A 21,696-nucleotide genomic window follows, 5' to 3' on the forward strand; every position below is an offset into this window, starting at 1 on the left:
AAACAATAAAGGTCAGCAGGCCCTAGATTTTGCTGACCTTTAGCTCACCACTTTCATCAACTCCGCTTTAGTCTTGCCGATATCGAACTGCTCAACCATCTCTCGCAATTCATTGGCTTTACTCAACAATGACAGCCCCGATGCATTCGTCATCTCTACCAAGGTATTGTTTTGCTGAGTAATACCGTCAATTTGTTTAATCGCTAGATTAATTTGCTCAATACCACTCGATTGCGTATTGCAAGCCTCAGCGATCGTTTGCACTTGCGATGCAAGCCCATATACACTTTCCACAATGGTTTTTAGCGTTTCACCGGATTCTGAAGCCAGCTTAGACCCTTGCTTCACTTTGACGTTACTGCTTCCCAACAGCTCAGAGATATCCTTTGAGGCACTTGCACTACGCAGCGCTAAATTTCTTACTTCTGAGGCAACGACCGCAAAACCTTTTCCTTTTTCTCCCGCTCGTGCAGCTTCAACAGAGGCGTTCAGTGCTAATAAGTTAGTTTGAAATGCAATGGAATCAATAACCTCAATGACTGTGAGTATTTCTTTGGCACTCTTACTAATCTCGGTCATTGCCTCAATCGTTGACTCAACAACCTTTCCACCTTGCTGTGCTTGCTGGTTAACTTCTATAGCCAACTGATTAGCAGATTGCGCATTATTGGCGTTTGAGTGCACGGTTTCGGTGATTTCACCGACTGATACTCGTGTTTCTTCAATAGATGCGGCTTGAGAAGAGGACCGCTCACTTAACTCTTCAATACCTGTGGTGATCTGCTGTACCGAGACAGTGATGGATTCCGCCATGGCCAGCAGCTTTTGCATCATATTGGCTAAGTTGCCAACGCTGGTATTCACAGATTGTTTCAACAGCGCAAAATCACCTGCATAGCTTTTTTCAACTTGGCGAGTTAAATTGCCTTGAGATAGCCCATCCATCACATTCATGCACTCCTTAAGCGGCGCTTCTATCGAGTCCAGCGTTTCATTCATGGCTGTGATTATACTGGCGTATGCGCCGTGGTGTTTACTGGCATCAGCTCTATGTTGTAAGTCTCCCTCACTGGCCGCTTCAGCAAGCTTTTCGGCATCGGTTAGCATCAATTTTATCGCACCAACACAAGCGAAGAGGCTTTGATAGATGCTATCAAATTCTCCTTTATAACCATCATTCGTGAAGGCGGGTAACTCTCCTTTTGCGATACTTTCTAGATATCCGCTTGTAAGTGCAACGGGTTTAGAGACCGCGTCAAGTGTTTCATTAACACCACGAATGATTTTTCGAAATTCACCTTGGTGTTTAGCCTCATCCGCCCGAGTAGAAAGCCTCCCCTCTCCTGCGGCGGCAACTAAACTGTAAGTATCTTCAATAAGTAACGAAAGCGAAGACGTGGCACGTTGTAAGGCCATATGTATTTGCGCAAATTCGCCCTTAAACTCACCGTTAATCTGCTCAGGAATTTCTCCTTTTGAAAGCGAAGTAAGATATTGTTTTGTTTGACTAATAGGTTGCTCAACAGCATCAAGTAGTTTGTTAAGTCCGCTGGCTATTAATTTCATGGAGCCAACGTATCCCTCAAGGTTTAGACGTTCACTTAGTTTGCCATCGGAAGCTGATTTAATGAGCTGTTCAACCTGTTGCTCCGCACGCCTTGTCTGACTTAAATCCTTAAATTCAAATACCGTACCTAACACCCTACCATTTTGATCGGAGACCGGGTTGGCGGTAGCCGCAATGATTATGTCACCTACGCACCACTCCCACTCTAACTGGCGTACTAATTGACCCGAGGCTTGGTGTAGTGCTTTAGAGCTGTGAAGTAAAGCTTCGGGAATTGGATGATTAACAATTTCAGTAGGCACGCTTAGCGCAGTGCGGTAACGATCAAATAGAGACTCACATTGTGCGTTTACGTAGATCACTTGATTACTGTCATCACATAAAAGCACGGGCGCGGCCACGTTATTTAGCGCATAACGGATCCGTAAGTTTTCTTTTGCTTGTAGCTCTAGCTTTTGGGTCGCATCAAGTAAGCTAGTTTGCATTTGCCGTAGATTTGTCAGTAAGTTACCTATTTCATCGTCACTGTGTACAACGACTTTGTTGTCTAATCGACCACTCGCAATTGCCTTTGCCACATCAGATGCACGGCGGATTGGACGAGTGATTAAATGCTGCATATACCAAGTCAGTAATCCTAAAGTCACAAGCGCAACAACGATGAGTCCTAGGGTACTAAAAAAGATAAGTTGGTTTTTTGTTGCGACAATTTCACTCGTTCTCGTGTCTACTAACGCGTTAATTTGCTCATTAATTTCAAGTAGGTACACACTTGCTTGGCGGTCTATTCCACTCACTGAAGCATCAGCAAGGTTAATATCAAAGCCTGAACTTTTGAATAGATCCACCGCTTCACGATATTTTTGTCCTAAGGTGAGGTGCTCTTTTTGATATTCACGCAACTTATTTTCTAGGGTAGGTGGTAACGTATAGGCTGAAACAATTGAACTGAGTTGTTTTTGTACCTCAGCTTCTTTGGTTTCAAATCTTGACCAATATTTATTTAGCTGGGCAGGATCTCTTCCTCTAATGAGTACATTTTTCCACTCTTGTACTTGGGTTTTGAAATCATCGAGCACTATGTTTATTTGCTCGCGAGCAGCCAATTCATTGTCTATCATGCTGTCATACTGTTCCGCTACGCGTTTCATCACCAAAACAGTAACCATCGCCCCGATGAGCATTACCACTAAACCCGCTGTTACCGCAGAAATAAGTTTTGCCTTTACACTTTTCATTCTGAGTATCCCTAATTATGAAAAGATTGTTACATAAAGATAGAACAGGAATAGTGGTGCCACAAATCAATGCACTATTAAGGATGAAAAACCGTTATTGCACTTTGATTTACAATGTAAAACTTATGACATTCGTCATCATCACAGAGTCACAAATATCTGCTAGGATAGGTTCGCAAGAGAATAAAGGAATAATACCTGCAGAGCAGGTTTTTAGCGGAGTAAGTAGATGTCGGCGTTTTTTCGCTATCCGACGGCTTGGTTAGTAACAACCATTTTCACTTGGTTAGCCGTTGCAATACCAAGTTTGGTTTATGCTCAGCAAAAAGCACAATGGCTGCCTTGGGTACAGCATATCGGTGTTTTGATCCTCGTGCTTTTATGTATCAATGAATCCGAAAAATACTATGGCTACAAGGTTAGATATTCGATGCTGTTTGTATTGGCGCTTTTGATCCAGTCAATTAACCTTACCTCCCCCGCCGCAATTCATCTCATTTACAATGTAAAACTCGTTGGGATCCTTGCTTTTTATGTTCCTTTGAGCTTTGCGCTTGGATATATCCTAGTTACCTCTTGCTTGTATGTTGCGTCGCAATACTTTTTTTGGGGACATGGCTTTGAATATCTCAACGCAGTGTTATTTGCCTGTTTTCAGTTATTTGCGTACGTGGTGTGTAAAAGAATGCAAAAGGAACAAGAAGCCAAAGAAGCGCTACAACTCGCCCACAGTCAGCTATCTGCAACGCAGTCTCTGCTAAGCCAAAGTATTGCTAAACAAGAGCGGCTTCAATTAGCACGAGAGTTACATGACGACGTTGGACATCAAATAACCAGTCTGATTGTAAATTTAGATGTCGCAAGACGAACTGCAGCGGCACCATTGACCGAGCTATTAGATAGCTGCTATTTGCAAGCTAAAGACACCCTAAAATGTATTCGCGATTTAGTCAGCGACAAGCGTAGCAACGAGCATATCGATCTCCATGATGCTTTGCTGAGGCTTACTGAATCTATCCCTCGTCTTAACATTGAACTCGACTATGAACATCACCCATTACTCGAGAAACTAAGTTATGCCAATTGCATTCTAAAATGCTGCCAAGAGGCCATCACTAATACCTTGAAGCACGCCAAGGCGGATAAAATGCAAGTACGAGTGTATTGTCAACAAGGATTAAAAGTACAAATAAGCGATAACGGCATTACCTTAAATAGTATTCGATTTGGAAATGGTCTGGCTGGTATGCAGGAGCGGATCCAAGAACTCGGCGGCAGTCTTGATGTGTCAACTCATCAAGGCGTAACATTAACTATCCATTTTGGGACGACAAATGGCTAAAATATCAGTTTACCTAGTCGATGATCAGGCGCTTGTGCGCCAAGGTATGCAAGCACTGCTTTCGCTGAGTGGTGACATTATTTGTTCTGGAAGCTGTGGCAGCGGCAGTGAGTTCATTCAACAGGTTCAATCAAACCAAATTACAGCTGACATTGTGCTTTTAGATATGCGAATGCCTGAGCTAGATGGTGTCGATGTGCTCACCGAGCTTTTGCCTTTGGCTATAAACTTTAAAGTCATTATCCTCACTACCTTCAACGATACTGCAAAGCTAAAATTAGCCCTAGAACTTGGTGCTAAAGGCTGCCTTCTTAAGGACGTGGACTTAGAAGAGTTAATTGATGCCGTTCGACAAGTCCATCAAGGTGAACTCATCATCCAAGACGAGCTTGCTGAGACCCTACTAAAACCTGACCCCACTTTAGATAAGCTCACCACACGAGAAAAGGATATTTTAAAACTAATCGCGAAAGGATATTCCAATAAGGAAATCGCCAATACGTTATATAAAGCGGAAGGTACCATCCGTAACTCGGTTTCTTGCTTGCTCGCAAAACTGCAAGTACGAGACAGAACGCAAGCAACATTAAAAGCTAAAGCGCTCGGCTTCGGAGATTGATATTGCTACACTGCCATATCGCCATTTTTGGAGCCGTTTTTGAACAACCCAAATTTACCACTAGTTTATCACGCTAATTACTCATTCAATTTTGATCCAAAACACCGCTTCGTGATGAGTAAATTTGCGCGTCTATACCAAGAAGTAGATGCATTAAGGCTCATTCATAACAATGTTTATAGCCCAGAGCCCGGCAACCCATCGCCACTTGAAAGCGTGCACTGCGAGCAATATATTTGGGACTTATGGCGTAATCAACTCGACGCTAAAATGATGCGCCGTATAGGTCTACCTTGGTCAGAGCAGCTTATGGCACGTACTTTTACTGCGCCTCTTGGAACGCTAAAAACTGCAGAGCTTGCGCTTCAACACGGTATTGCATGCCATTTAGCCGGTGGCACGCACCACGCACATTATGATTTTGGCTCTGGTTTTTGCATGGTAAACGATCTCGCCTTTACGACCACACATCTGCTCGACAATAATCAGATCACCAATGCCTTAATCTTTGACTTGGATGTTCATCAAGGTGACGGCACCGCCGCCATGTTGAAGCACAACCCGTATGTTTATACCTGCTCAATCCACTGTGAGAAAAACTTCCCATTCCGTAAACATGCTAGCGATTTAGATATTGGCTTAGAAATAGGGATCAGTGACACACACTACCTCGAAATTGTTGCACATACGCTTGAGTCATTATTGATTGACCTAAATCCAGATATCGTGCTGTACGACGCTGGTGTCGATGTTTGGCAAGGTGATAACTTAGGTAAATTAGATATCTCATGGCTTGGCATTGCGAAACGAGATGCACTGGTGCTGACGTTATGTCAAAAGCATGGTGTCCCTGTCGCAACCGTGATTGGTGGCGGATACGATAAAGATCACCAAAGATTAGCAAAGCGCCACGCGATTGTGGTGCAGCAAGCTGCAAAACTTTAAAAAATGATGATCTTTTTATTTTGCTCATTCGTTTATCATTATGAAGGGTTTGATTGGTGTAACACCTTTAGTTAATTTCCCCTTCACCATGGCACTGATTAGGCGCACCGTGTGGTGCGCTTTTCTCTTTACTCTCCTAAAAAACACTTTCACAAATATTTAAAAAACATTTAGTTTACATGAACGGTGCACTCTGTTAACGTACCCACTTCGCTAACTAAAACAAGGAATTAGTATGAAAACCAAACTTGCGATTATCGCTTCATTATTCGCGGCGAACTCAGCGTACGCTACTGTGGAGTTGTATTCAGGTGCAAATAACTGTGCTTTAGACAGTAAACTGGAGGCTGCTGCTTTCACTAAACATGCAAATGCGGTTGGTAACTTAGAAGCGTTAACACAAAAACACAGCGAACAAGCGGGTGCCACGGGAAATGGCTACTTTATTTTCAATCCTGCCTACTTAAGAACAGAGCGTTACTTCAACTGTAGTGTGCCGCTAAATGCTAATATAGGCCAATTTACGCTAACCGTTCATGGAACAACTAAAGGACTAACTGGTACTAATGCCTTTTGTTTGGTTTCAAAAATTCGTAAAGTGAGCGACGGCGGTATCGATAAATGGTTCAAGTTTAGAGAGACAGGTAAAGGTTTCTATTGGACTGATATATCTGATCCAAACGTAACAGAAGAGCAATTTGTTAGCCATACCACCACTTTAGACAATAACTACGAAAGTGGCGCTGTTTTGGACCTCAAGTGCAGAACAACGTGGGATAAAGGCAGCGTGGCAGTTGGTCAAATTGAGCTTAGCTACTAATATTGATTAGTACCCTATCACTATGGGCAACCTTTCCCTGAGGATTGCCCATTATGGCCCAACAAACTCTTGATTGTGCTTCGCCAGCGCACGCCTAATTCTCTCTATTAACATAGGTTCTGTATCCTTGCTAAATGCCATACAGCCACGCTGTTGTGTAGCTTTGGTTACTTCTATCAGAGGTACAACCTCATCATAATTGAGCCCGGCCGCCTTAAGTTCTTCACTCATGATATATTCCGTTGACATTACAAGATCTATCCGCCCTTTGAAAAAGAGTTTGTAAAAGCTTTTTGAATCTGCGGCAACAACCAAGTGCTCTCCCTGAGCGAAGCCATGTTGGATTAAGAAATCATAATAAAGATTTCCCTTCACAACTGCGGACGTGTACTGCTTGGCATCTTCCAATGAAGCAACTTGAATATCTTTACGCGTTTTCAGTTTGAAGAAATACACGCCTACAGGGCGGATCAAAGGGCATGCCCATTCGTAGTCAGCTTCACGCTCGGCAGTACGATAAATCGAATAAATCATTGTGTTTGGTCGCTCTTTGGCAATTTTCATCGCCCGTACCCAAGGGTAAACTTTTATCTCGTAGTCAACCTCGGCTTCTGCAAGCACCTCCCTCACCTTTTTTGTTGCTCTCCCAACAACCTCGCCTTTGTCATTGGTGAAGTTGTATGGCTTCCACTCTTCGGTCACCACCAGTAGCTCTTTTGCAGAGGCACTTAAACTCGTTAAAGAGAGTATAATCAGGCTATAAATCGCTAATTTTATTATATAAGCCAATATTTCTTCTCCGCTTTTTGCAATTCTACCTTAACTCATGCACCATATTAAAAATATAAAGTTTCTAGAACATCAATATGAAAAGCATAGTACTATTTATCCTACTCGTCGCTTGCAGTTTTACTAGCATGGCGAATGAACAAACAACGTCAAAAAAGCCGACAGAAAACCAACAACAACAGGCTTTGTCGCAATTACAAGAGCCCATGTATAGGCCCTTAATTGAGCGTTATATTCTTGATGAATTAAGAGCTGTCAGAGAAGATCAAATGCGCTTAAGAGCTGATATTGAAAAGAAAATCAGTCACTCTCAGCTAGATACTGCAGATCGCGCGATTACCTACACCACAGATACCATCAACAATGTGCTCTTTTTGATCACAGCGGCCGCGTCCATCTTAGTGGTTGTTGGTTGGACTTCTTTTAGAGATATTAAGAGTAAAGTAGAAGATATCGTTAGCCTGCGCGTTGGCACGATCACCGATGAATATGAAAAGCGCCTTCAGGTTATTGAAGAAAAATTACGCGAACGCTCTGAAGAAATCCTCAATAACCAGAAGAAAATATCCATAACGAATGAAGTACACTCTCTGTGGATGCGGGCAAATCTTGAGAGTGACATGAACTCTAAAATTGAGATCTACGATGAGATCCTAAATCGCAAACCTGAAGATGTAGAGGCAATTGCCTACAAAGCTGATGCTTTATTAGAGCTTGGTCAAACCAACACGGCAATTGCTTTGTGTAATCAAGCGCTAGAAATAGACAGTGACTATGGTTATGCCTATTGGCAACGAGCATGTGCTTACTCGATGCTTTACAAGCACGCAGATGCGATGGCCGACATCCGTATGGCTTTGGAATATGCGCCTAACTTAAAGAACGAGCTGCAACACGAGCCAGCGTTTGCGAGTCTTGCAGACAACCAAAGCTTTAACGAGCTGGTGAATAGTTAAGTTGTTTTAGCAGCTCGACTTGTAATTGAGAAATCGCGTCGAGCTGCTTTTTAGAGATAATCAACGGATTTTCAATTTGATGGATGGCGGCACCTTGTAAATTAAAGTGCTTTTTCAGCTCAGTCATCATCGTACTGTCGTAAAAAAGGGCAGCCAAAGAGCCATCTTCAAGCACTTGTGTTAAACCATACTCTAGGCGTTTATAAAGTTTAATATCTTCTTTGCGGACATAGAAGTACACCATTGAAGGATAGAGCAACAGGTTCTTTTCGCCATAAGTCACTTGCTTGTTATCGAACGCCTTGAGCTCAGGTACTACTTCAATGACACCTCGTGGAAAGATCTTACCGGCACTATTTGCGAGCACTCGATAACTTGCCAAGCCATCAACATATTTTTCTACCGTAAAACCTGCCTTTTCAAAAATATGAACATCAGGCCAATCCTGCCCTAAAACAACGTTGAACTTTTGTAGCTCTGATAACGATAAATGCACATTAAGCTTGCCGCTGTCAGCCACATTCATAGCCAGTACTCTTATACCAAAGCTGCCAAACGCTATGGGAATGGCCACAGGCTTTGCCTGAGTGTCTCTAGCGGCTGTTGAAACCGTCCAAAACACATCGACATTGTGCTTTAGCAATTCCTTAAATTGTCGTGATTGATTAATTGGTAAATCAATCGGCTCTATCCAATACTCGCCATAACGTTCGCGTGACTTATCCAATGCTAACCGCAAGACTGACAAAAAATATTGGTTCTGCGGCGTGCCATTTTCTTCTGCTGCGTCCACGACCCTAATGACCTTAGGCTCTGCAGACACAGTGTTCGCGGTTACCAGCAGCAACAAGCACAAGAGATAAATAACACGAACGTGCATAGATTCACCAATATTGCTCAACGGTGATCTGTCCAGGTTTGGCTCGCCTGTGGCGTTCATATCCCATACTCTGCAACTGAGCACTTAATTGTTTCACCATTTCGGGGTTACCACAGAGCATAAAATGGCTACTATCAGGAAACTGCTTATAGCCTAGGTGAGTTAATAATTGCTTATTTTCTATCAGTTCGGTGACACGGCCCTGACAACCGAGCTCTGGTTTTTGCCGTGTGACGAGCGGCACATAAGTAAAGCCGTCTCTTTGTTGTTGCAACTGCTCAAGCTCTTCACGGTAACACAAATCTGCATTTAGGCGTACACCATGAATAAGGATCACCCGCTTAACCTTCTGCCATACTTCACCTTCTCTGAGCATAGACAAAAATGGGCCAACCGCTGTACCTGTGCTTATCATCCAAAGCGTATCGCAAGGTGGTAGCTCATCTAGTGTAAAAAAACCGTTTGCATGGTAAGTTACATCGAGCTCATCACCGACTTGTAGCTGATGTAAAGGCACAGAAAGGTTTCCGTCGGGTACTTCGACTAACAATACTTCATGAATTGGTTCTGACGGCGGGTTTACAAAAGAATATGCTCGCGCGATGCGCTTTTCCCCTTGTTGCAAACTCAATTTAGTATATTGACCAGCCTTAAACGGTGCGATATCCGCTTCAAATTTGATACTAAATAATGTGGGCGTCCAATGTGTGATTTCGACGATTTCTCCTTTTACCCATTGCGACATTATTTCTCCAAAACTCACAAGCCGTATTTATTTAACGATAACATAACCATGGCAAAAAAATTGGCTTTGTCAAAGTTTCGGGCACCAGTGTTTTCCCAATTCAACAGGAAGCGGATCTCTGACGATGACCTGTGAAGTGACTTTCGGCAGCGACAGATTAAACTTGTCGATATGCGCATTCACCATGGACGCATATCCTGCATTCGCAGCGCCTAGCGAATAGGCTTTCATTGTTGTCGACACGGTTAAGGCTTGTTTGTTTTGCTCTAGCTGTTGTACCAGCTCCCTTAACCAACCAAGGTAAAGCTGATTATCTTCTATTAGGGCAGGTTCCGCTGCAATATTAGCAAGCGCTTTGCGATAGCTGGAGAAGTCTGAGTTAAGTACGTATATCCCAAGACTATTGATTGATACCTGCTTCACAGCTCTATAGTTTTCATCTTCTGCGTAATGGATCGCTGCATCAACAAAGTAGCTCAGCGCCTCATCGGTTTCGCCCATTGCAAATGTTGCATTGCCAAGCGCAGTTAACAGCCCTGCTTGCATAAAGCTTGGTAACATTTCTCTATCCACGCTTTTTAAGAGATTGTAGCCAATCGCGGGTTGTTCAAGGCGCGTGTACGCAATCGCGATGTTCACTTTAAGTGCAGACTTATGCTGGAAGCTGGCTGGAGCGTTCATTGCACATCGATAATGCCAGATAGCTTGTTCATTCTGGTTACGGCGACGATAGCCAACACCAATATTAGTCAGAATCTTCGCCCTGTCTTCGTCCGCCAAAGTCTTAAAGGGTGGTGCTTTAAGCGTATCTAGCGCTTTAATAAAAATGGCATTATTAAATGTACTGGCACTCGCTCTAATCGCAAGATAATGAAGTTGATATAAATCTTGAACTGGAAGATCCTCCCGAGCAATCGCGTTTTGGTATACCTTAAGCGCTTCATCTGGCGCGTTTTTAACCAGAGATTCAAATGCATCTAAGTCAACTTCGGCATTCGCCATCAACGCAAAAAAGCCCAGAGCAAGAATCGTCATCACCTAACACCAATACCTTATCATTAGAAAACTCTACCACCTTTGTGTACTTTAAACTAGTCGAAGGAATTTTGGATGGGCCAAGATCAAAAAAAAAGCCGCTTCAAGCGGCTTTTTTGGGTGTGATTCGCGTTGTTTTAGGCGTGTCTCCAAAACTCTGCGATTACGTTACCAAGGAACTTTTCAAATCGTATTAAATTGACTCTAGCGCAATTTTAACCATTTCATTGAACGTGCTTTGACGTTCTTCTGGTGGCGTTGCCTCACCAGTAATAACATGATCACTTACTGTGAATAGTGCCATCGCTTTTGCACCATATTCAGCCGCTACACCGTATAAACCAGCTGTTTCCATATCAACAGCCATTACGCCTAGCTTGTCTAATTCTCTATAAAATTCGCCATCGGCTTGATAGAAAGTATCTGTAGTGAAAACATTACCAACTTTTGCTTCAATACCTAAACGGCGAGCAGCGTTTACGCCATTTTCTAATAAACCAAAATCAGCAATTGCAGCGAAGTCATAGCCACGTACACGAGCACGATTCACATTTGAGTCTGTGCTTGCGCCTTGTGCAAAGATCACATCGCGGATCTTGATGTCTTGACTAATACCACCACATGTACCGATGCGGATCAGGTTCTTAACACCAAAGCTAACAATAAGCTCACGAGCGTAGATTGACATAGATGGAATACCCATGCCTGAACCCATAATGCTAACTGGCTTACCATTGTAAGTACCAGTAAAACCAAACATGTTGCGAACGTCAGTTACCTGACGAGCATCTTCCAAAAAGTTTTCTGCAATGTATTTTGCTCTTAGTGGATCGCCCGGCATTAATACCGTTTCTGCAAAATCACCTGGCTTTGCGCTAATGTGTGGAGTGCTCATATTGTTTCCTTTAGTTAGGCTTTTATCTCGGCCTTAAAGCCTTCACCGTACTGCGTTGCATCTAAATCAAACCACTGGGCAAGCGTTTGACCTATGTCAGCAAAACTTTGTCTTTCTCCTAACGGAGTATTGTTCATACCCGGTGTATACGCCAATACAGGCACGTACTCTCGCGTATGATCTGTGCCTTCTGCGGTTGGATCACAACCATGGTCGGCAGTCACTAAAAGCAAGTCATCAGCTTTTAGTTTGGCAATAATTTCAGGTAAAAATGCGTCAAACTCAGCAAGTGCTTCTGCATATCCCACTGCATTTCTGCGGTGACCAAACTTTTCATCGAAGTCGACTAAGTTGGTGAAGATAAGACTATGGTCTGGTGCTGTGTCCATCACTTCGCTTGTCTTTGCTAGCAGATTCAAAAGACCAGGCGCTTTGTGCTTTTGCGTGATCCCTTGATGCGCATAAATATCTGCAATTTTACCAATACTAATTACTTCGCCACCGTCATTGGCTAGCTTATCTAGCACAGTCGGCGAAGGCGGTAATACCGAATAGTCTCGGCGGTTACCAGTACGAATAAAGTCGGCACTTGAAGTGCCTATAAATGGCCGCGCAATCACTCGTCCTATATTCATTTCATCAAGCAGTGCCCGTGCGATTTCACATACTTGATAAAGCTTGTCAAGTCCGAACGATTGTTCATGAGCGGCTATTTGAAAGACGCTATCAACTGAGGTGTAGCAAATCGGCTTACCGCTTTGCATGTGTTCTTCACCCAGCTGTTCTAAAATCGTTGTGCCCGACGCGTAACAGTTACCCAAAATACCTGGGATGTCTGCACGTTTGCACAACTCATCTATAAATTCTTGTGGGAAGCATGGGTTAGTATTTGGGAAGTAACCCCACTCAAACAATACTGGCACCCCAGCCATTTCCCAGTGGCCAGACGGCGTGTCTTTACCACTCGATAATTCTTTTGCATATCCCCAAGCAGCACTTGGCTCTATGGTTTGCGCCACGGCGCAGGTTTCTTTACCTGCAGCTTCACATGCTGCAATAAGGCCTAGTTTAGAAAGATTAGGTAAGTCTAACGCTTGTCCTTTTTCTTCTTTATACGCCTGTAATAAATGAGCGAGAGTATTCGCGCCTACGTCACCAAACTTTTCTGCGTCCGGTGCTGCGCCAATGCCTAGGCTATCCGCCATTAAAATGATTGCTCTTGCCATAGATACCTCTCTATACTGCTCAGGCTGTTATTTATTCTTAAATACATGGTTACCTTAAGCGTTGGTTACTTTATGTTTGGTTAAAAAAATCGTACAGGACATAAGTCCGCTGTCATAAAATAGTCACAAAATTCACGAAAAGCTGCGATCTTGCTAATTTGGCTCTGTCGCCCTTAAGCGGACATAAGTCCTGTTTTGAGTCCGCTAAACCCGTTAAATTTGCTCATTAAGCGAGGCAAAAGAGATTAATCGTGTCTTTTTTGCTATTGTGATCTTCCAACATAAACAACTGCTGGGTGTGAACTTTAGTGACACGAACTATTATAGCCATAGCTGGCGCATCTGCGTCTGGTAAGTCTCTTTTTAGTCAAACGATCTACAACGAATTAGTGAATGAGCTTGCCTCAGGCACTATCGCGGTAATCGAAGAGGACGCCTATTATAAAGATCAATCGCATTTACCTATAGAGCATCGTACTCAAACGAATTATGATCATCCTGATGCGTTTGAACACGAGTTGTTACGCGAGCATTTAACTAAGCTTCGCCTAGGTGAATCCGTAGAGGTTCCTACCTACGATTACGGACAGCATACACGTAGTGATAAAACCCGAATAGTAAACCCTGCTAAGATACTAATCGTCGAGGGTATATTACTACTGAGCGATCCTGCATTAAGTGAAGAGTTTGATATCAAGGTGTTCATTGATACACCTTTGGATATTTGTTTGCTGCGTCGCATGCAAAGAGATATAGAGCACAGAGGAAGAAGTCTGTCATCTGTGGTAGAACAATATCAGGCGACGGTAAGACCGATGTTTTATCAGTTTATCGAGCCATCCAAGCATAATGCCGACTTGGTTGTGACCCGTGGCGGTATGAATCGCGTTGCGATTGATATTATTAAAAGTAAAATAAAATATTTGCTACAAGAATAACGGGAAATTGGCATGACAACAATTATGAGCTTAGTGGGCATGATGATGCTCCTAGGCGTAGCATTTGCGTGTTCGACAAATCGCAGTGCTATTAATAAGCGTACCGTAGGCGTTGCATTTTTACTGCAAGTCCTTATTGGTGGCTTTGTACTCTTTATTGAAGCGGGTAAAAATGTATTAGCTTCAATGTCTAGCGCGGTTGCCAAAGTGATTAGCTATGCTAATGACGGTATCGGTTTCTTGTTCGGGCCATTAGCCAAACAAGACTCGCTAGGGTTTATCTTTGCGATTCAGGTATTACCAGTGATCGTGTTCTTCTCAGCGCTCGTTGCTGTGTTGTATCACCTTGGTATTATGAACTGGATCATTAAAATTTTGGGTGGTGGCTTGCAAAAGTTACTACAAACGTCACGACCAGAGTCGCTTTCAGCTACGGCAAATATTTTTGTCGGCCAAACGGAAGCCCCTTTGATCGTAAAACCGTTTATTCCAAAAATGACGCAATCAGAGTTGTTTGCAGTTATGGTGGGCGGTTTGGCGACGGTGGCAGGCTCTGTTATGGCGGGCTATGTGGCGATTGGTGTTGAGCTTAAATACCTCATTGCCGCGAGCTTTATGGCAGCTCCTGGTGGTTTCTTAATGGCAAAAATGATTGTACCAGAAACCGAGAAGCCACACGAAAACCTATCTGATGTAGATAGTGGTGATGATAAACCAGTAAACGTAATTGATGCGGCAGCATCTGGTGCATCAAGCGGTATGCACTTGGCACTGAACGTAGGTGCAATGCTACTTGCGTTTGTGGCACTTATTGCGCTACTAAACGGTTTACTAGGCAGTATTGGTGGAATTTTTGATTACCCGACACTGACGCTACAAGAAATTTTAGGCTACGTCTTTGCCCCTGTTGCTTGGCTACTTGGGGTACCTTGGTCGGAAGCCGTGACGGCAGGTAGTTTTATCGGCCAAAAATTGGTAGTTAACGAGTTTGTTGCCTACCTAGATTATATGAATTATCGCGATACGTTGAGCACGCACACTCAAGCGATTGTCACATTTGCTTTATGTGGATTTGCTAACTTATCGTCGATTGCCATCTTACTAGGCGGACTTGGTGGTATGGCCCCAAGTCGTAGAAAGGATATCGCTCGCCTAGGGCTCAGAGCAGTGTTAGCAGGGTCTATGGCTAACCTCATGAGTGCAGCAATTGCAGGTTTCTTCCTCTCGCTAGCTTAGAAACTTATTGAGATAAGCCGCAGTTGCAAAACAATTGGTTGGTTGCTTTAAGGGGTTAAAGTGACCACACTAACTTGAACGATACTTCACCAAAGGGCCTTTTAGGCCCTTTTATCGTTTCTGAGAAACGCTTTTTTGACAGCACCATGTTGAGGGGCCGTCACTTCTCACCTACAGCTCCTTCATCGCTTTTGGTGGGAATATCTTTTCTTGTAACCCAGTTACTAAACTGACCCCAAGCAAAACTAAACTACTGCCAAGGATTGTGTTAGCACCGATTTGCTCTTGTAAAAAGAGATGCCCCCATAAAATCCCAAACACAGGAATTAAAAAGGTAACAGATAAAGCAGACGCCGCGCCGAGATCTTCGACTAACTTAAAATAGAGAATATAGGCAACGCCCGTACATAATATGCCAAGTCCAACTACCGCACTTATCACTGTAGAGTCAGGCGTTTCTCTCATTGGCATAAACCAAATAAAAGGCAATACCAATAGCGCAGAGCCCCATAAGTTCCCATGGGCATGATTGAATGCGCTCATTTTTGGTGCCGTTTTGGTGTAATGAGAGGCCACCGCATAGCTCAGAGTCGCACACAGGGTTGCAATAATAGGTAACCATGCACCCTCGTCCAATACAGTGCTATCCAACCCGACTAGTGTGATAACACCTGCAATCCCAAATCCACATCCTAGCCACACCGACTTTTGAGTCGGCACTTTTAACCAAAACACACTGATTAACACCCCCCAAAATGGTGCGGTTGAATTTAAAATTGAGAGCATGGAAGCATCAAGCGTTTGCACGGCATAAGCGAATAACATAAAAGGTAACGCTGAGTTAAACAGTCCGAGGATTAAAAAGTGCTTTTTGTACTGCCAAAAATGTAAATTACGCTTTAATACTAAAGCAACCGCGGCGAGCGTTAACGCACCAAATAAGACTCGAAATTCAATGAGTACAGCAGGACCAAGGACACCGGCAGCCACCTTCATAAATAAAAATGAGCCACCCCAAATTGCGGCAAGTAACACTAAACCAAGAAACCCTTTCACTCCATACTCCAAGGTTAATATTAATGGAGCTTTACCTTACGCCGATATATAAATACAGCACAAGCCATTTTTGGTACTGTCATTAGGATGTGTTTAACTTTCTTTGAGAAAGAGGGAAAGGCTAAAACTTAAGGTATAGAATGAGACTCGCTTTTTACGCAATGATAGTCGCTTTGCTTATCCTCACAGGATGTAGCAAAAGGCAGACTCTAGAGCCAACAGAGCAAATACAATTGACTCAGTTGCCGGTTAGTCTCGCCCAACTTTCAAGTGACGCGGCGCTAACCTTATTACTCATTGACGATCATTTGCTACAAATATGGGATAACCAAAGCCAACAGTTGATTAAACAAATTGAAGGAAGTAAATACCAACTTACTTTTCGCGATGCTTTAATAGCGCCGAGCAAGCGCAGTATTATCAGTATTTCAGACACCCAACTTAACATCTGGCAATTACACTCAAACGAAGTTGTCAGTTATCCATTACCTGAACTTGACTCATTCATTCGCGTTACCAAGGCTCTGTGGTCCAGTGACGAGCAGTTTATCGCCCTTGGCTACAATGACGGCAGCATACTACTTTTGAGTTTAGATGAGCAGATCATCACCAGAATAAACCTTCATGAAAGTAACATTACACATTTGATTTTTAACCGGAGTTTAACCTCGCTCTACTCAGCTTCTTTAGACGGCCACGCTAAAAAGCTTGAGTTAACTAGTAAAGAAGTCACTGTAGATTATGAGCTGCCTCATCGTATTACCAGTTTGGCATTATCACAAAATGAAAACTGGCTGTTCGTATCAGACGCCCTGCAAGACCAAAAATTCATTGATACGCGTACAGGTCAAGCAGTGTTATCTCTATCCTATCCTCAGCGCTTCAAGTTTTTTCGTAGTGCGCAATTCGTCGCTGACGACAAATTTCTGCTAACCACCTCTTCCAAGGAATATATATCGTTATGGGAATTAACGTCGGGAAAAGAGATTGTCAGTTGGCCAATTGCACAACTGAATTTGGGCAGCACCGTTTATGATGTACACATCTCCGATAGCAATATGCTCACGACGATAAGTTCAGATGGAGTACTAGAAAAGTGGGCCTTAACACCTATATTGTTTGATTATTAGAGACAAAAAAAGGTAGCATTCATCGATATTAAAAAATAATAAATACATCTATGGATCACGCAAATTTTGACAATCAATCGCACTGTTTAAATTGTCACACTCAACTTGTTGGCGAGTACTGCTCAGGTTGCGGACAGAAAAAAGCCTCAAGACTGACCTTTAAACACTTACGCATTTTGCTTCAAAGCGCACTGCTTGAACTCGAATCCCCTTTTTTTAAGTTGCTTTTTGGATTATTACTTAGACCTTTTAAGACTATTCTTGGATATTTGAATGGGCAGAGAAGCCGCTTTGGTAATCCCTTCAAGTTTAGTTTTATTCTACTCACCGTGATCGTGCTTGCCTCACATCTACTTGAAATCAGTTTCATATCCAGCAGTCAACTTTTGGAATCGAAAGATCAGCTCAAATGGCAATCTGAAATCGCACTTTATGAGGCAACTCATGTTTATCGCGTCTTTATCCTGGCATTTTTACTCGGATTAGCCTCTAAGCTAGTGTATCGCTCTGTGCCCTACACAATGCTGGAGTACGCTATAGGACACCTACTCATTCTAACCTTAAGCGTCCTGCTATTCTCAATTCCACTACTGCTTGGTATCTTCGGCGAGCAGCTTTACGCAATTTTTTCGCTCTTATTTTCTGGTTTGTACAGCATAATACTTAACTATAAAATGGCGGAACATGAGTTGGTAAAGTGGAGAAATTGGGGTAAGGCAGTCCTAGCCTATGCAATAGGCTCGTCACTATTTTCTTTTATTCTCACATTTTTATTTGGCGTATACAGTGGTTTTACTCACAAAATTTGATCTGTATGTGAGTTATTTAGCTAGGGCTAGACAAGCCTGAGTTTGTCTAGCCCTAGCCATTAATGTTACTGTTTTAGCTGTGCTTTTGCAGCCTCAACCTTTTCAAAATCAAGACCTAATTCGTTAACTGCTTCTTTGATCAATGCAGGATTTTGCATTACCAAGCCCATCAACTGTTGAAGCTTTTCGGGTGGAATTCCTAGTTGCTGAATAGTCGCCATCGCCATCATTGGATTTTCAGTCAGCTGGGTAAATACCGCTTGGATCTGTTCATCCGAAATATTGTGCTCTTTAAGTAATGCAATGATTGGGTTCATCTTGTTTCCTAACTATTTTTTACTAATCGTGCGGCGTAAAAACCGTCAAATTCTGAATTTACTCCTGGAAGTAAACGTAGTGAGTCTTCTAACTGCCAATTGGGGTTATTTGCCAAAAAGCGTTCAACCTGCTGCTCATTTTCAGAAGGAAGAATTGAACAAGTTGCATACACCAGTTTGCCGCCCACCTTACACATTTGACTGTAACGCGCTAGAATATCGGTTTGCAAAGCAATAAGTGTGTCTAAATTTTGCGAATTCAAGTGCCACTTTGCATCTGGATTCCGCTTTAATACACCAAGACCAGAGCACGGCACATCCAATAGCACGCGATCAAACTTCTCTTTTTGGCGCTTAATGGTTTTATTGTTTTGAATAACGCGCGTTTCAGCAACATGCACACCAGCACGTTTCGCTCGTTGTTTCAGCGTTTCAAGCTTATGTTCATGGATGTCCATAGACAACAAGCGACCTTTATTCTCCATTAGCGCCGCTATATGTAAGCTCTTGCCACCAGCGCCTGCACAGGCATCAACCACTTTATGACCGGGCTGTATTTCTAAAAAAGGCACGATTTGCTGAGAACCAGCATCTTGCATTTCAAACCAACCCGCCTGAAACGCTTGAGAGCGAAACAGATGGCTATTGGACTCAACTTTTAGCGCGACATGAGAATCAAGCGCAACCTGTGAAACCTTGATCCCTTCTTTTGCCAGAGACTCTGTTACTGTCGCAATATCGCTTTTTAGGCTATTGACTCGCAAATATTGTTGAGCACTTTGATTTAGCGCGGATGCAACCGCTGGCCACTGCTCACCCAGTTGCTCATTCGCAATCTCGTTTAACCAATCTGGTAAAGATAAGCGAACAGCTTGAGGCGCCTGCTCGATTAAACTTTGTAGCTTTTCCAGATTATAACGCTCAGTATCCACCCACTCAGGTAGCGGCTGCGCTGTAACAACTTGGCAAGTTAGCCAATAGCCAAAGCCATCTAGCGGCATTTCTTCATGCTCAAGTAGGTAAGCCAGTAACCGTTTAAAGCGAAAGATATGGTAATAGTTACTCACCACATACTGCCTTTCATCAAGGCTCCACTGAGGGTTGTTCTGTAGTAATTGAGTTAATGCTTTATCGGCATGAAGAGAAGTATCTAGCACATGTTCAATGCACTCAGACAGAGTTTGGACTAACGAGCGAGTTACAGACACGATATGGTCTCGATTATTGCTAAAACACTATTTTAGCGCGCATACCAAGGGGCTTCAATTGGAGTTTATGATATTAGCTGAAATTAAGGTAATGAATCGAAGTACACAACAATATGCGACTTCGATTCATTTTTACATTATTACAGCGAGTCGATTATCGGCTTAAATATCCAATACGGTTGAGCTCATCAGCTCGGTGACGCAATGGGTCCTGAATACGGCACATCCCCTGCCCTTGTTCAATAAACTTAGCGAGCGTCTCGTTTCCTTGATAGCCGCCAGAATCATTACAAGAGTCTGGTAGTAGTCTTGTTTTTAACACCTGAGGGTCAAAAGTGCTCACACCCGTTTCAGTAGCAAGCTTGACCTGCTCGTTTATCGCGTATGATGTTGCAACTGGTGTTGTCCAAGAGGAGCCATACAAGGCTTGCTCTACACCATAGCGCATACCAAGCACATCAGGTTCCATTTTAGGCGTACTATTTTTTGCCGTGCTGTCGTATGGGTCATAGCCGACATTAATATACAAATCTATGCTTTCATTGCCCACAAAACTGTCTGGCTGCTCTACATAAACCTGTTGCCACTCAGATTTTCCAAATGGCTGAATTGTCGTGTTTTTTGCTGAAGTTGAATACTGATAAACCCGAATTCGATTGCTAAATTGCATTAGATCCAAGTCATCATTGCTTGTCACAGCATCAATGTTACCAGCATGAAATGCAAGCGCGCTGGGTGAGCTAAATATTGCCTCATAAACAGGCTTCAAAGCATATAAAAACTCTGTAGCTTTTGCGTTATTCAGCTCTCCCGAACACGCATTCTGCTGCCATGCGATATACACATCTTGCAGCGTAAAGCCGCCCGAATAGTTAATAAATTCAACTTCGTTCGCTTCAATAATATCAGCAGTTAACGAGCTTGCTGCACTGGTCATGAAACGAGAAAATTCACTGACATCTTGCGCACAGAGCGCGTTTTTATGCTGAATAAAAGGTGAGAAAGACTCAGTATCAATAGCAACAAACTCTGCCTCAGGGTTATGCTGAGCAAGATAACCAAATACCTTAGTGCCATGACTATTAAAATTACGCTTCGTGACTCTATCTGCTTTATCAGCAGGCACTACTGCCCTATATTTAATAGCGAGCTCAGATAACCACGCGGCGGGTAGAAATGCAGGCTGCGGAGAGTCAAATTTTTCATTCGTAAAGGTAAACTGATTGACCTCTGTTAATAGTTTAACTCCCAGCTTTGAAAGGTTTACCTCTGGATTATCCGCGATAAAAGTTTTGGATTGAGGGTCATATTTAAACGCAGCCTTGACTCGAGAGCGGTATCTAAGCACCGTATGAAAGTCCATTCCATAATCTAAAACTAGCAATGTTTGCGATGATTTTGTCCGAGATTGATCAAACACACCATCATTAAACTTTACATTAACGATATCGCACATTTCATGGGTCGCTGTCGTATCTGTACAGTTTATGCCTTGCGAGGTCATTACTTCGATTGCATCTGCGACGTACTGTTTGCCCTGCTGTTCAATTGCGTCCATAAACACACTGGGATCGGGCTCAACTATAACTGGATCTGGTGGCGGTTTAATTGGATCCGGTATAGGATCATTTGAATCACTCCCTCCACCGCAACCAGAAATAAATAACAAAGACGAAACGGCAAATAAAGTACCTGTTATTTTAACCATAAAACCTATCCTTAGAATGGTGCTCGATACATTATATTTTGCCTACTAAGCAAAATATTCAACCATAACAAATTAACAAAAATTTTCTTAGAGACTATATCATGGATTGTCAAACAGGCACTATAACGTAACAAATTAGTACAAAGTCCTAATTAGCTACTCAGGACGGGAGCGAACTGTAAATTGACGAGTATTGGGCTTTTATGATCTGATTGAGCATCGCAATTTTTTAGGTCG

At 42.9% G+C, this 21,696-nt stretch carries 19 protein-coding genes; 8 read left to right on the top strand and 11 right to left on the bottom strand.

Annotated elements, in window-relative coordinates; all coding sequences use genetic code 11:
* Positions 1 to 39: 39 nt before the first annotated feature.
* A complete protein-coding gene (locus DS891_RS08450; protein WP_174169507.1) occupies positions 40 to 2,805 on the bottom strand; it encodes a methyl-accepting chemotaxis protein in 2,766 nt (921 codons plus the stop codon).
* A 229-nt stretch (positions 2,806 to 3,034) separates the two neighbouring features.
* Between DS891_RS08450 and DS891_RS08455 the strand changes: the two genes are divergently transcribed.
* The 4 genes from DS891_RS08455 to DS891_RS08470 all read left to right on the top strand — a co-directional run bounded on the left by DS891_RS08455 (position 3,035) and on the right by DS891_RS08470 (position 6,531).
* Positions 3,035 to 4,147: a sensor histidine kinase gene (locus tag DS891_RS08455; RefSeq protein WP_039496529.1), complete on the top strand. Its 1,113-nt coding sequence runs from the start codon at positions 3,035 to 3,037 to the stop codon at positions 4,145 to 4,147.
* On the top strand, positions 4,140 to 4,766 hold the full coding sequence (locus DS891_RS08460) for a response regulator transcription factor (protein ID WP_010603713.1): 627 nt from the start codon (positions 4,140 to 4,142) through the stop codon (positions 4,764 to 4,766). The genes DS891_RS08455 and DS891_RS08460 overlap by 8 nt, the downstream gene beginning before the upstream one ends.
* 39 nt (positions 4,767 to 4,805) lie before the next feature.
* Positions 4,806 to 5,711, top strand: a complete 906-nt coding sequence (locus DS891_RS08465) for a histone deacetylase (protein ID WP_174169508.1) — start codon at positions 4,806 to 4,808, stop codon at positions 5,709 to 5,711.
* A 235-nt stretch (positions 5,712 to 5,946) separates the two neighbouring features.
* Positions 5,947 to 6,531 (top strand): hypothetical protein, encoded by a 585-nt coding sequence (locus DS891_RS08470; RefSeq protein ID WP_174169509.1) that lies wholly within the window; start codon positions 5,947 to 5,949, stop codon positions 6,529 to 6,531.
* A 51-nt stretch (positions 6,532 to 6,582) separates the two neighbouring features.
* On the opposite strand, the gene DS891_RS08475 is transcribed toward DS891_RS08470, so the two are convergent.
* Positions 6,583 to 7,320, bottom strand: coding sequence for an ABC transporter substrate-binding protein (locus DS891_RS08475; protein WP_211200921.1), 738 nt, complete (start codon positions 7,318 to 7,320; stop codon positions 6,583 to 6,585).
* A gap of 77 nt (positions 7,321 to 7,397) precedes the next feature.
* Here DS891_RS08475 and DS891_RS08480 point away from each other — a divergent pair, with 77 nt between their 5' ends.
* Positions 7,398 to 8,276: a tetratricopeptide repeat protein gene (locus tag DS891_RS08480; RefSeq protein WP_102058410.1), complete on the top strand. Its 879-nt coding sequence runs from the start codon at positions 7,398 to 7,400 to the stop codon at positions 8,274 to 8,276.
* Here DS891_RS08480 and DS891_RS08485 read toward each other — a convergent pair.
* The 5 genes from DS891_RS08485 to DS891_RS08505 all read right to left on the bottom strand — a co-directional run bounded on the left by DS891_RS08485 (position 8,254) and on the right by DS891_RS08505 (position 13,057).
* Complete coding sequence (locus DS891_RS08485; RefSeq protein ID WP_174169510.1) at positions 8,254 to 9,156, bottom strand: hypothetical protein; 903 nt, start codon at positions 9,154 to 9,156, stop codon at positions 8,254 to 8,256. The genes DS891_RS08480 and DS891_RS08485 overlap by 23 nt on opposite strands.
* A 4-nt stretch (positions 9,157 to 9,160) precedes the next feature.
* Positions 9,161 to 9,901: a ferredoxin--NADP reductase gene (locus tag DS891_RS08490; RefSeq protein ID WP_174169511.1), complete on the bottom strand. Its 741-nt coding sequence runs from the start codon at positions 9,899 to 9,901 to the stop codon at positions 9,161 to 9,163.
* A 69-nt stretch (positions 9,902 to 9,970) separates the two neighbouring features.
* Complete coding sequence (locus tag DS891_RS08495) at positions 9,971 to 10,936, bottom strand: hypothetical protein (RefSeq protein WP_010603720.1); 966 nt, start codon at positions 10,934 to 10,936, stop codon at positions 9,971 to 9,973.
* A gap of 193 nt (positions 10,937 to 11,129) precedes the next feature.
* Positions 11,130 to 11,831, bottom strand: coding sequence for a purine-nucleoside phosphorylase (deoD, locus tag DS891_RS08500; RefSeq protein WP_102058407.1), 702 nt, complete (start codon positions 11,829 to 11,831; stop codon positions 11,130 to 11,132).
* A gap of 14 nt (positions 11,832 to 11,845) precedes the next feature.
* Positions 11,846 to 13,057, bottom strand: coding sequence for a phosphopentomutase (locus DS891_RS08505; protein WP_174169512.1), 1,212 nt, complete (start codon positions 13,055 to 13,057; stop codon positions 11,846 to 11,848).
* A 308-nt stretch (positions 13,058 to 13,365) separates the two neighbouring features.
* On the opposite strand from DS891_RS08505, the gene udk reads away from it, so the two are divergent.
* Positions 13,366 to 13,995 carry a uridine kinase gene (udk, locus tag DS891_RS08510; RefSeq protein WP_010603723.1) on the top strand — a complete coding sequence of 210 codons (630 nt, stop codon included), beginning with the start codon at positions 13,366 to 13,368 and terminating at the stop codon, positions 13,993 to 13,995.
* A 12-nt stretch (positions 13,996 to 14,007) separates the two neighbouring features.
* Positions 14,008 to 15,231 carry a NupC/NupG family nucleoside CNT transporter gene (locus DS891_RS08515; protein WP_010369948.1) on the top strand — a complete coding sequence of 408 codons (1,224 nt, stop codon included), beginning with the start codon at positions 14,008 to 14,010 and terminating at the stop codon, positions 15,229 to 15,231.
* A 171-nt stretch (positions 15,232 to 15,402) separates the two neighbouring features.
* Here the strand turns inward: DS891_RS08515 and DS891_RS08520 are convergent, their stop codons facing one another.
* A complete protein-coding gene (locus DS891_RS08520; protein WP_174169513.1) occupies positions 15,403 to 16,287 on the bottom strand; it encodes a DMT family transporter in 885 nt (294 codons plus the stop codon).
* A 140-nt stretch (positions 16,288 to 16,427) separates the two neighbouring features.
* Between DS891_RS08520 and DS891_RS08525 the strand changes: the two genes are divergently transcribed.
* Complete coding sequence (locus DS891_RS08525; RefSeq protein WP_174169514.1) at positions 16,428 to 17,417, top strand: WD40 repeat domain-containing protein; 990 nt, start codon at positions 16,428 to 16,430, stop codon at positions 17,415 to 17,417.
* Positions 17,418 to 18,291: 874 nt separating this feature from the next.
* On the opposite strand, the gene DS891_RS08535 is transcribed toward DS891_RS08525, so the two are convergent.
* The 3 genes from DS891_RS08535 to DS891_RS08545 form a co-directional block, all read right to left on the bottom strand.
* Positions 18,292 to 18,543: a DUF2999 family protein gene (locus tag DS891_RS08535; RefSeq protein ID WP_010369956.1), complete on the bottom strand. Its 252-nt coding sequence runs from the start codon at positions 18,541 to 18,543 to the stop codon at positions 18,292 to 18,294.
* A gap of 8 nt (positions 18,544 to 18,551) precedes the next feature.
* Positions 18,552 to 19,751, bottom strand: coding sequence for an RsmB/NOP family class I SAM-dependent RNA methyltransferase (locus DS891_RS08540; protein ID WP_368032184.1), 1,200 nt, complete (start codon positions 19,749 to 19,751; stop codon positions 18,552 to 18,554).
* Positions 19,752 to 19,905: 154 nt separating this feature from the next.
* Positions 19,906 to 21,459, bottom strand: a complete 1,554-nt coding sequence (locus DS891_RS08545) for a hypothetical protein (RefSeq protein ID WP_174169515.1) — start codon at positions 21,457 to 21,459, stop codon at positions 19,906 to 19,908.
* Between the last annotated feature and the right edge of the window lie 237 nt (positions 21,460 to 21,696).

This window comes from Pseudoalteromonas sp. JC28, assembly GCF_013319255.1.
Taxonomy (GTDB): domain Bacteria; phylum Pseudomonadota; class Gammaproteobacteria; order Enterobacterales; family Alteromonadaceae; genus Pseudoalteromonas.

Excerpts from the sequence above, each read along its gene's own strand:
- DS891_RS08450 (WP_174169507.1), bottom strand. The coding sequence starts at position 2,805 with ATGAAAAGTGTAAAGGCAAAACTTATTTCTGCGGTAACAGCGGGTTTA.
- DS891_RS08455 (WP_039496529.1), top strand. The coding sequence starts at position 3,035 with ATGTCGGCGTTTTTTCGCTATCCGACGGCTTGGTTAGTAACAACCATT.
- DS891_RS08460 (WP_010603713.1), top strand. The coding sequence starts at position 4,140 with ATGGCTAAAATATCAGTTTACCTAGTCGATGATCAGGCGCTTGTGCGC.
- DS891_RS08470 (WP_174169509.1), top strand. The coding sequence starts at position 5,947 with ATGAAAACCAAACTTGCGATTATCGCTTCATTATTCGCGGCGAACTCA.
- DS891_RS08480 (WP_102058410.1), top strand. The coding sequence starts at position 7,398 with ATGAAAAGCATAGTACTATTTATCCTACTCGTCGCTTGCAGTTTTACT.
- DS891_RS08485 (WP_174169510.1), bottom strand. The coding sequence starts at position 9,156 with ATGCACGTTCGTGTTATTTATCTCTTGTGCTTGTTGCTGCTGGTAACC.
- DS891_RS08490 (WP_174169511.1), bottom strand. The coding sequence starts at position 9,901 with ATGTCGCAATGGGTAAAAGGAGAAATCGTCGAAATCACACATTGGACG.
- DS891_RS08495 (WP_010603720.1), bottom strand. The coding sequence starts at position 10,936 with ATGACGATTCTTGCTCTGGGCTTTTTTGCGTTGATGGCGAATGCCGAA.
- deoD (WP_102058407.1), bottom strand. The coding sequence starts at position 11,831 with ATGAGCACTCCACACATTAGCGCAAAGCCAGGTGATTTTGCAGAAACG.
- DS891_RS08505 (WP_174169512.1), bottom strand. The coding sequence starts at position 13,057 with ATGGCAAGAGCAATCATTTTAATGGCGGATAGCCTAGGCATTGGCGCA.
- DS891_RS08515 (WP_010369948.1), top strand. The coding sequence starts at position 14,008 with ATGACAACAATTATGAGCTTAGTGGGCATGATGATGCTCCTAGGCGTA.
- DS891_RS08525 (WP_174169514.1), top strand. The coding sequence starts at position 16,428 with ATGAGACTCGCTTTTTACGCAATGATAGTCGCTTTGCTTATCCTCACA.
- DS891_RS08535 (WP_010369956.1), bottom strand. The coding sequence starts at position 18,543 with ATGAACCCAATCATTGCATTACTTAAAGAGCACAATATTTCGGATGAA.
- DS891_RS08545 (WP_174169515.1), bottom strand. The coding sequence starts at position 21,459 with ATGGTTAAAATAACAGGTACTTTATTTGCCGTTTCGTCTTTGTTATTT.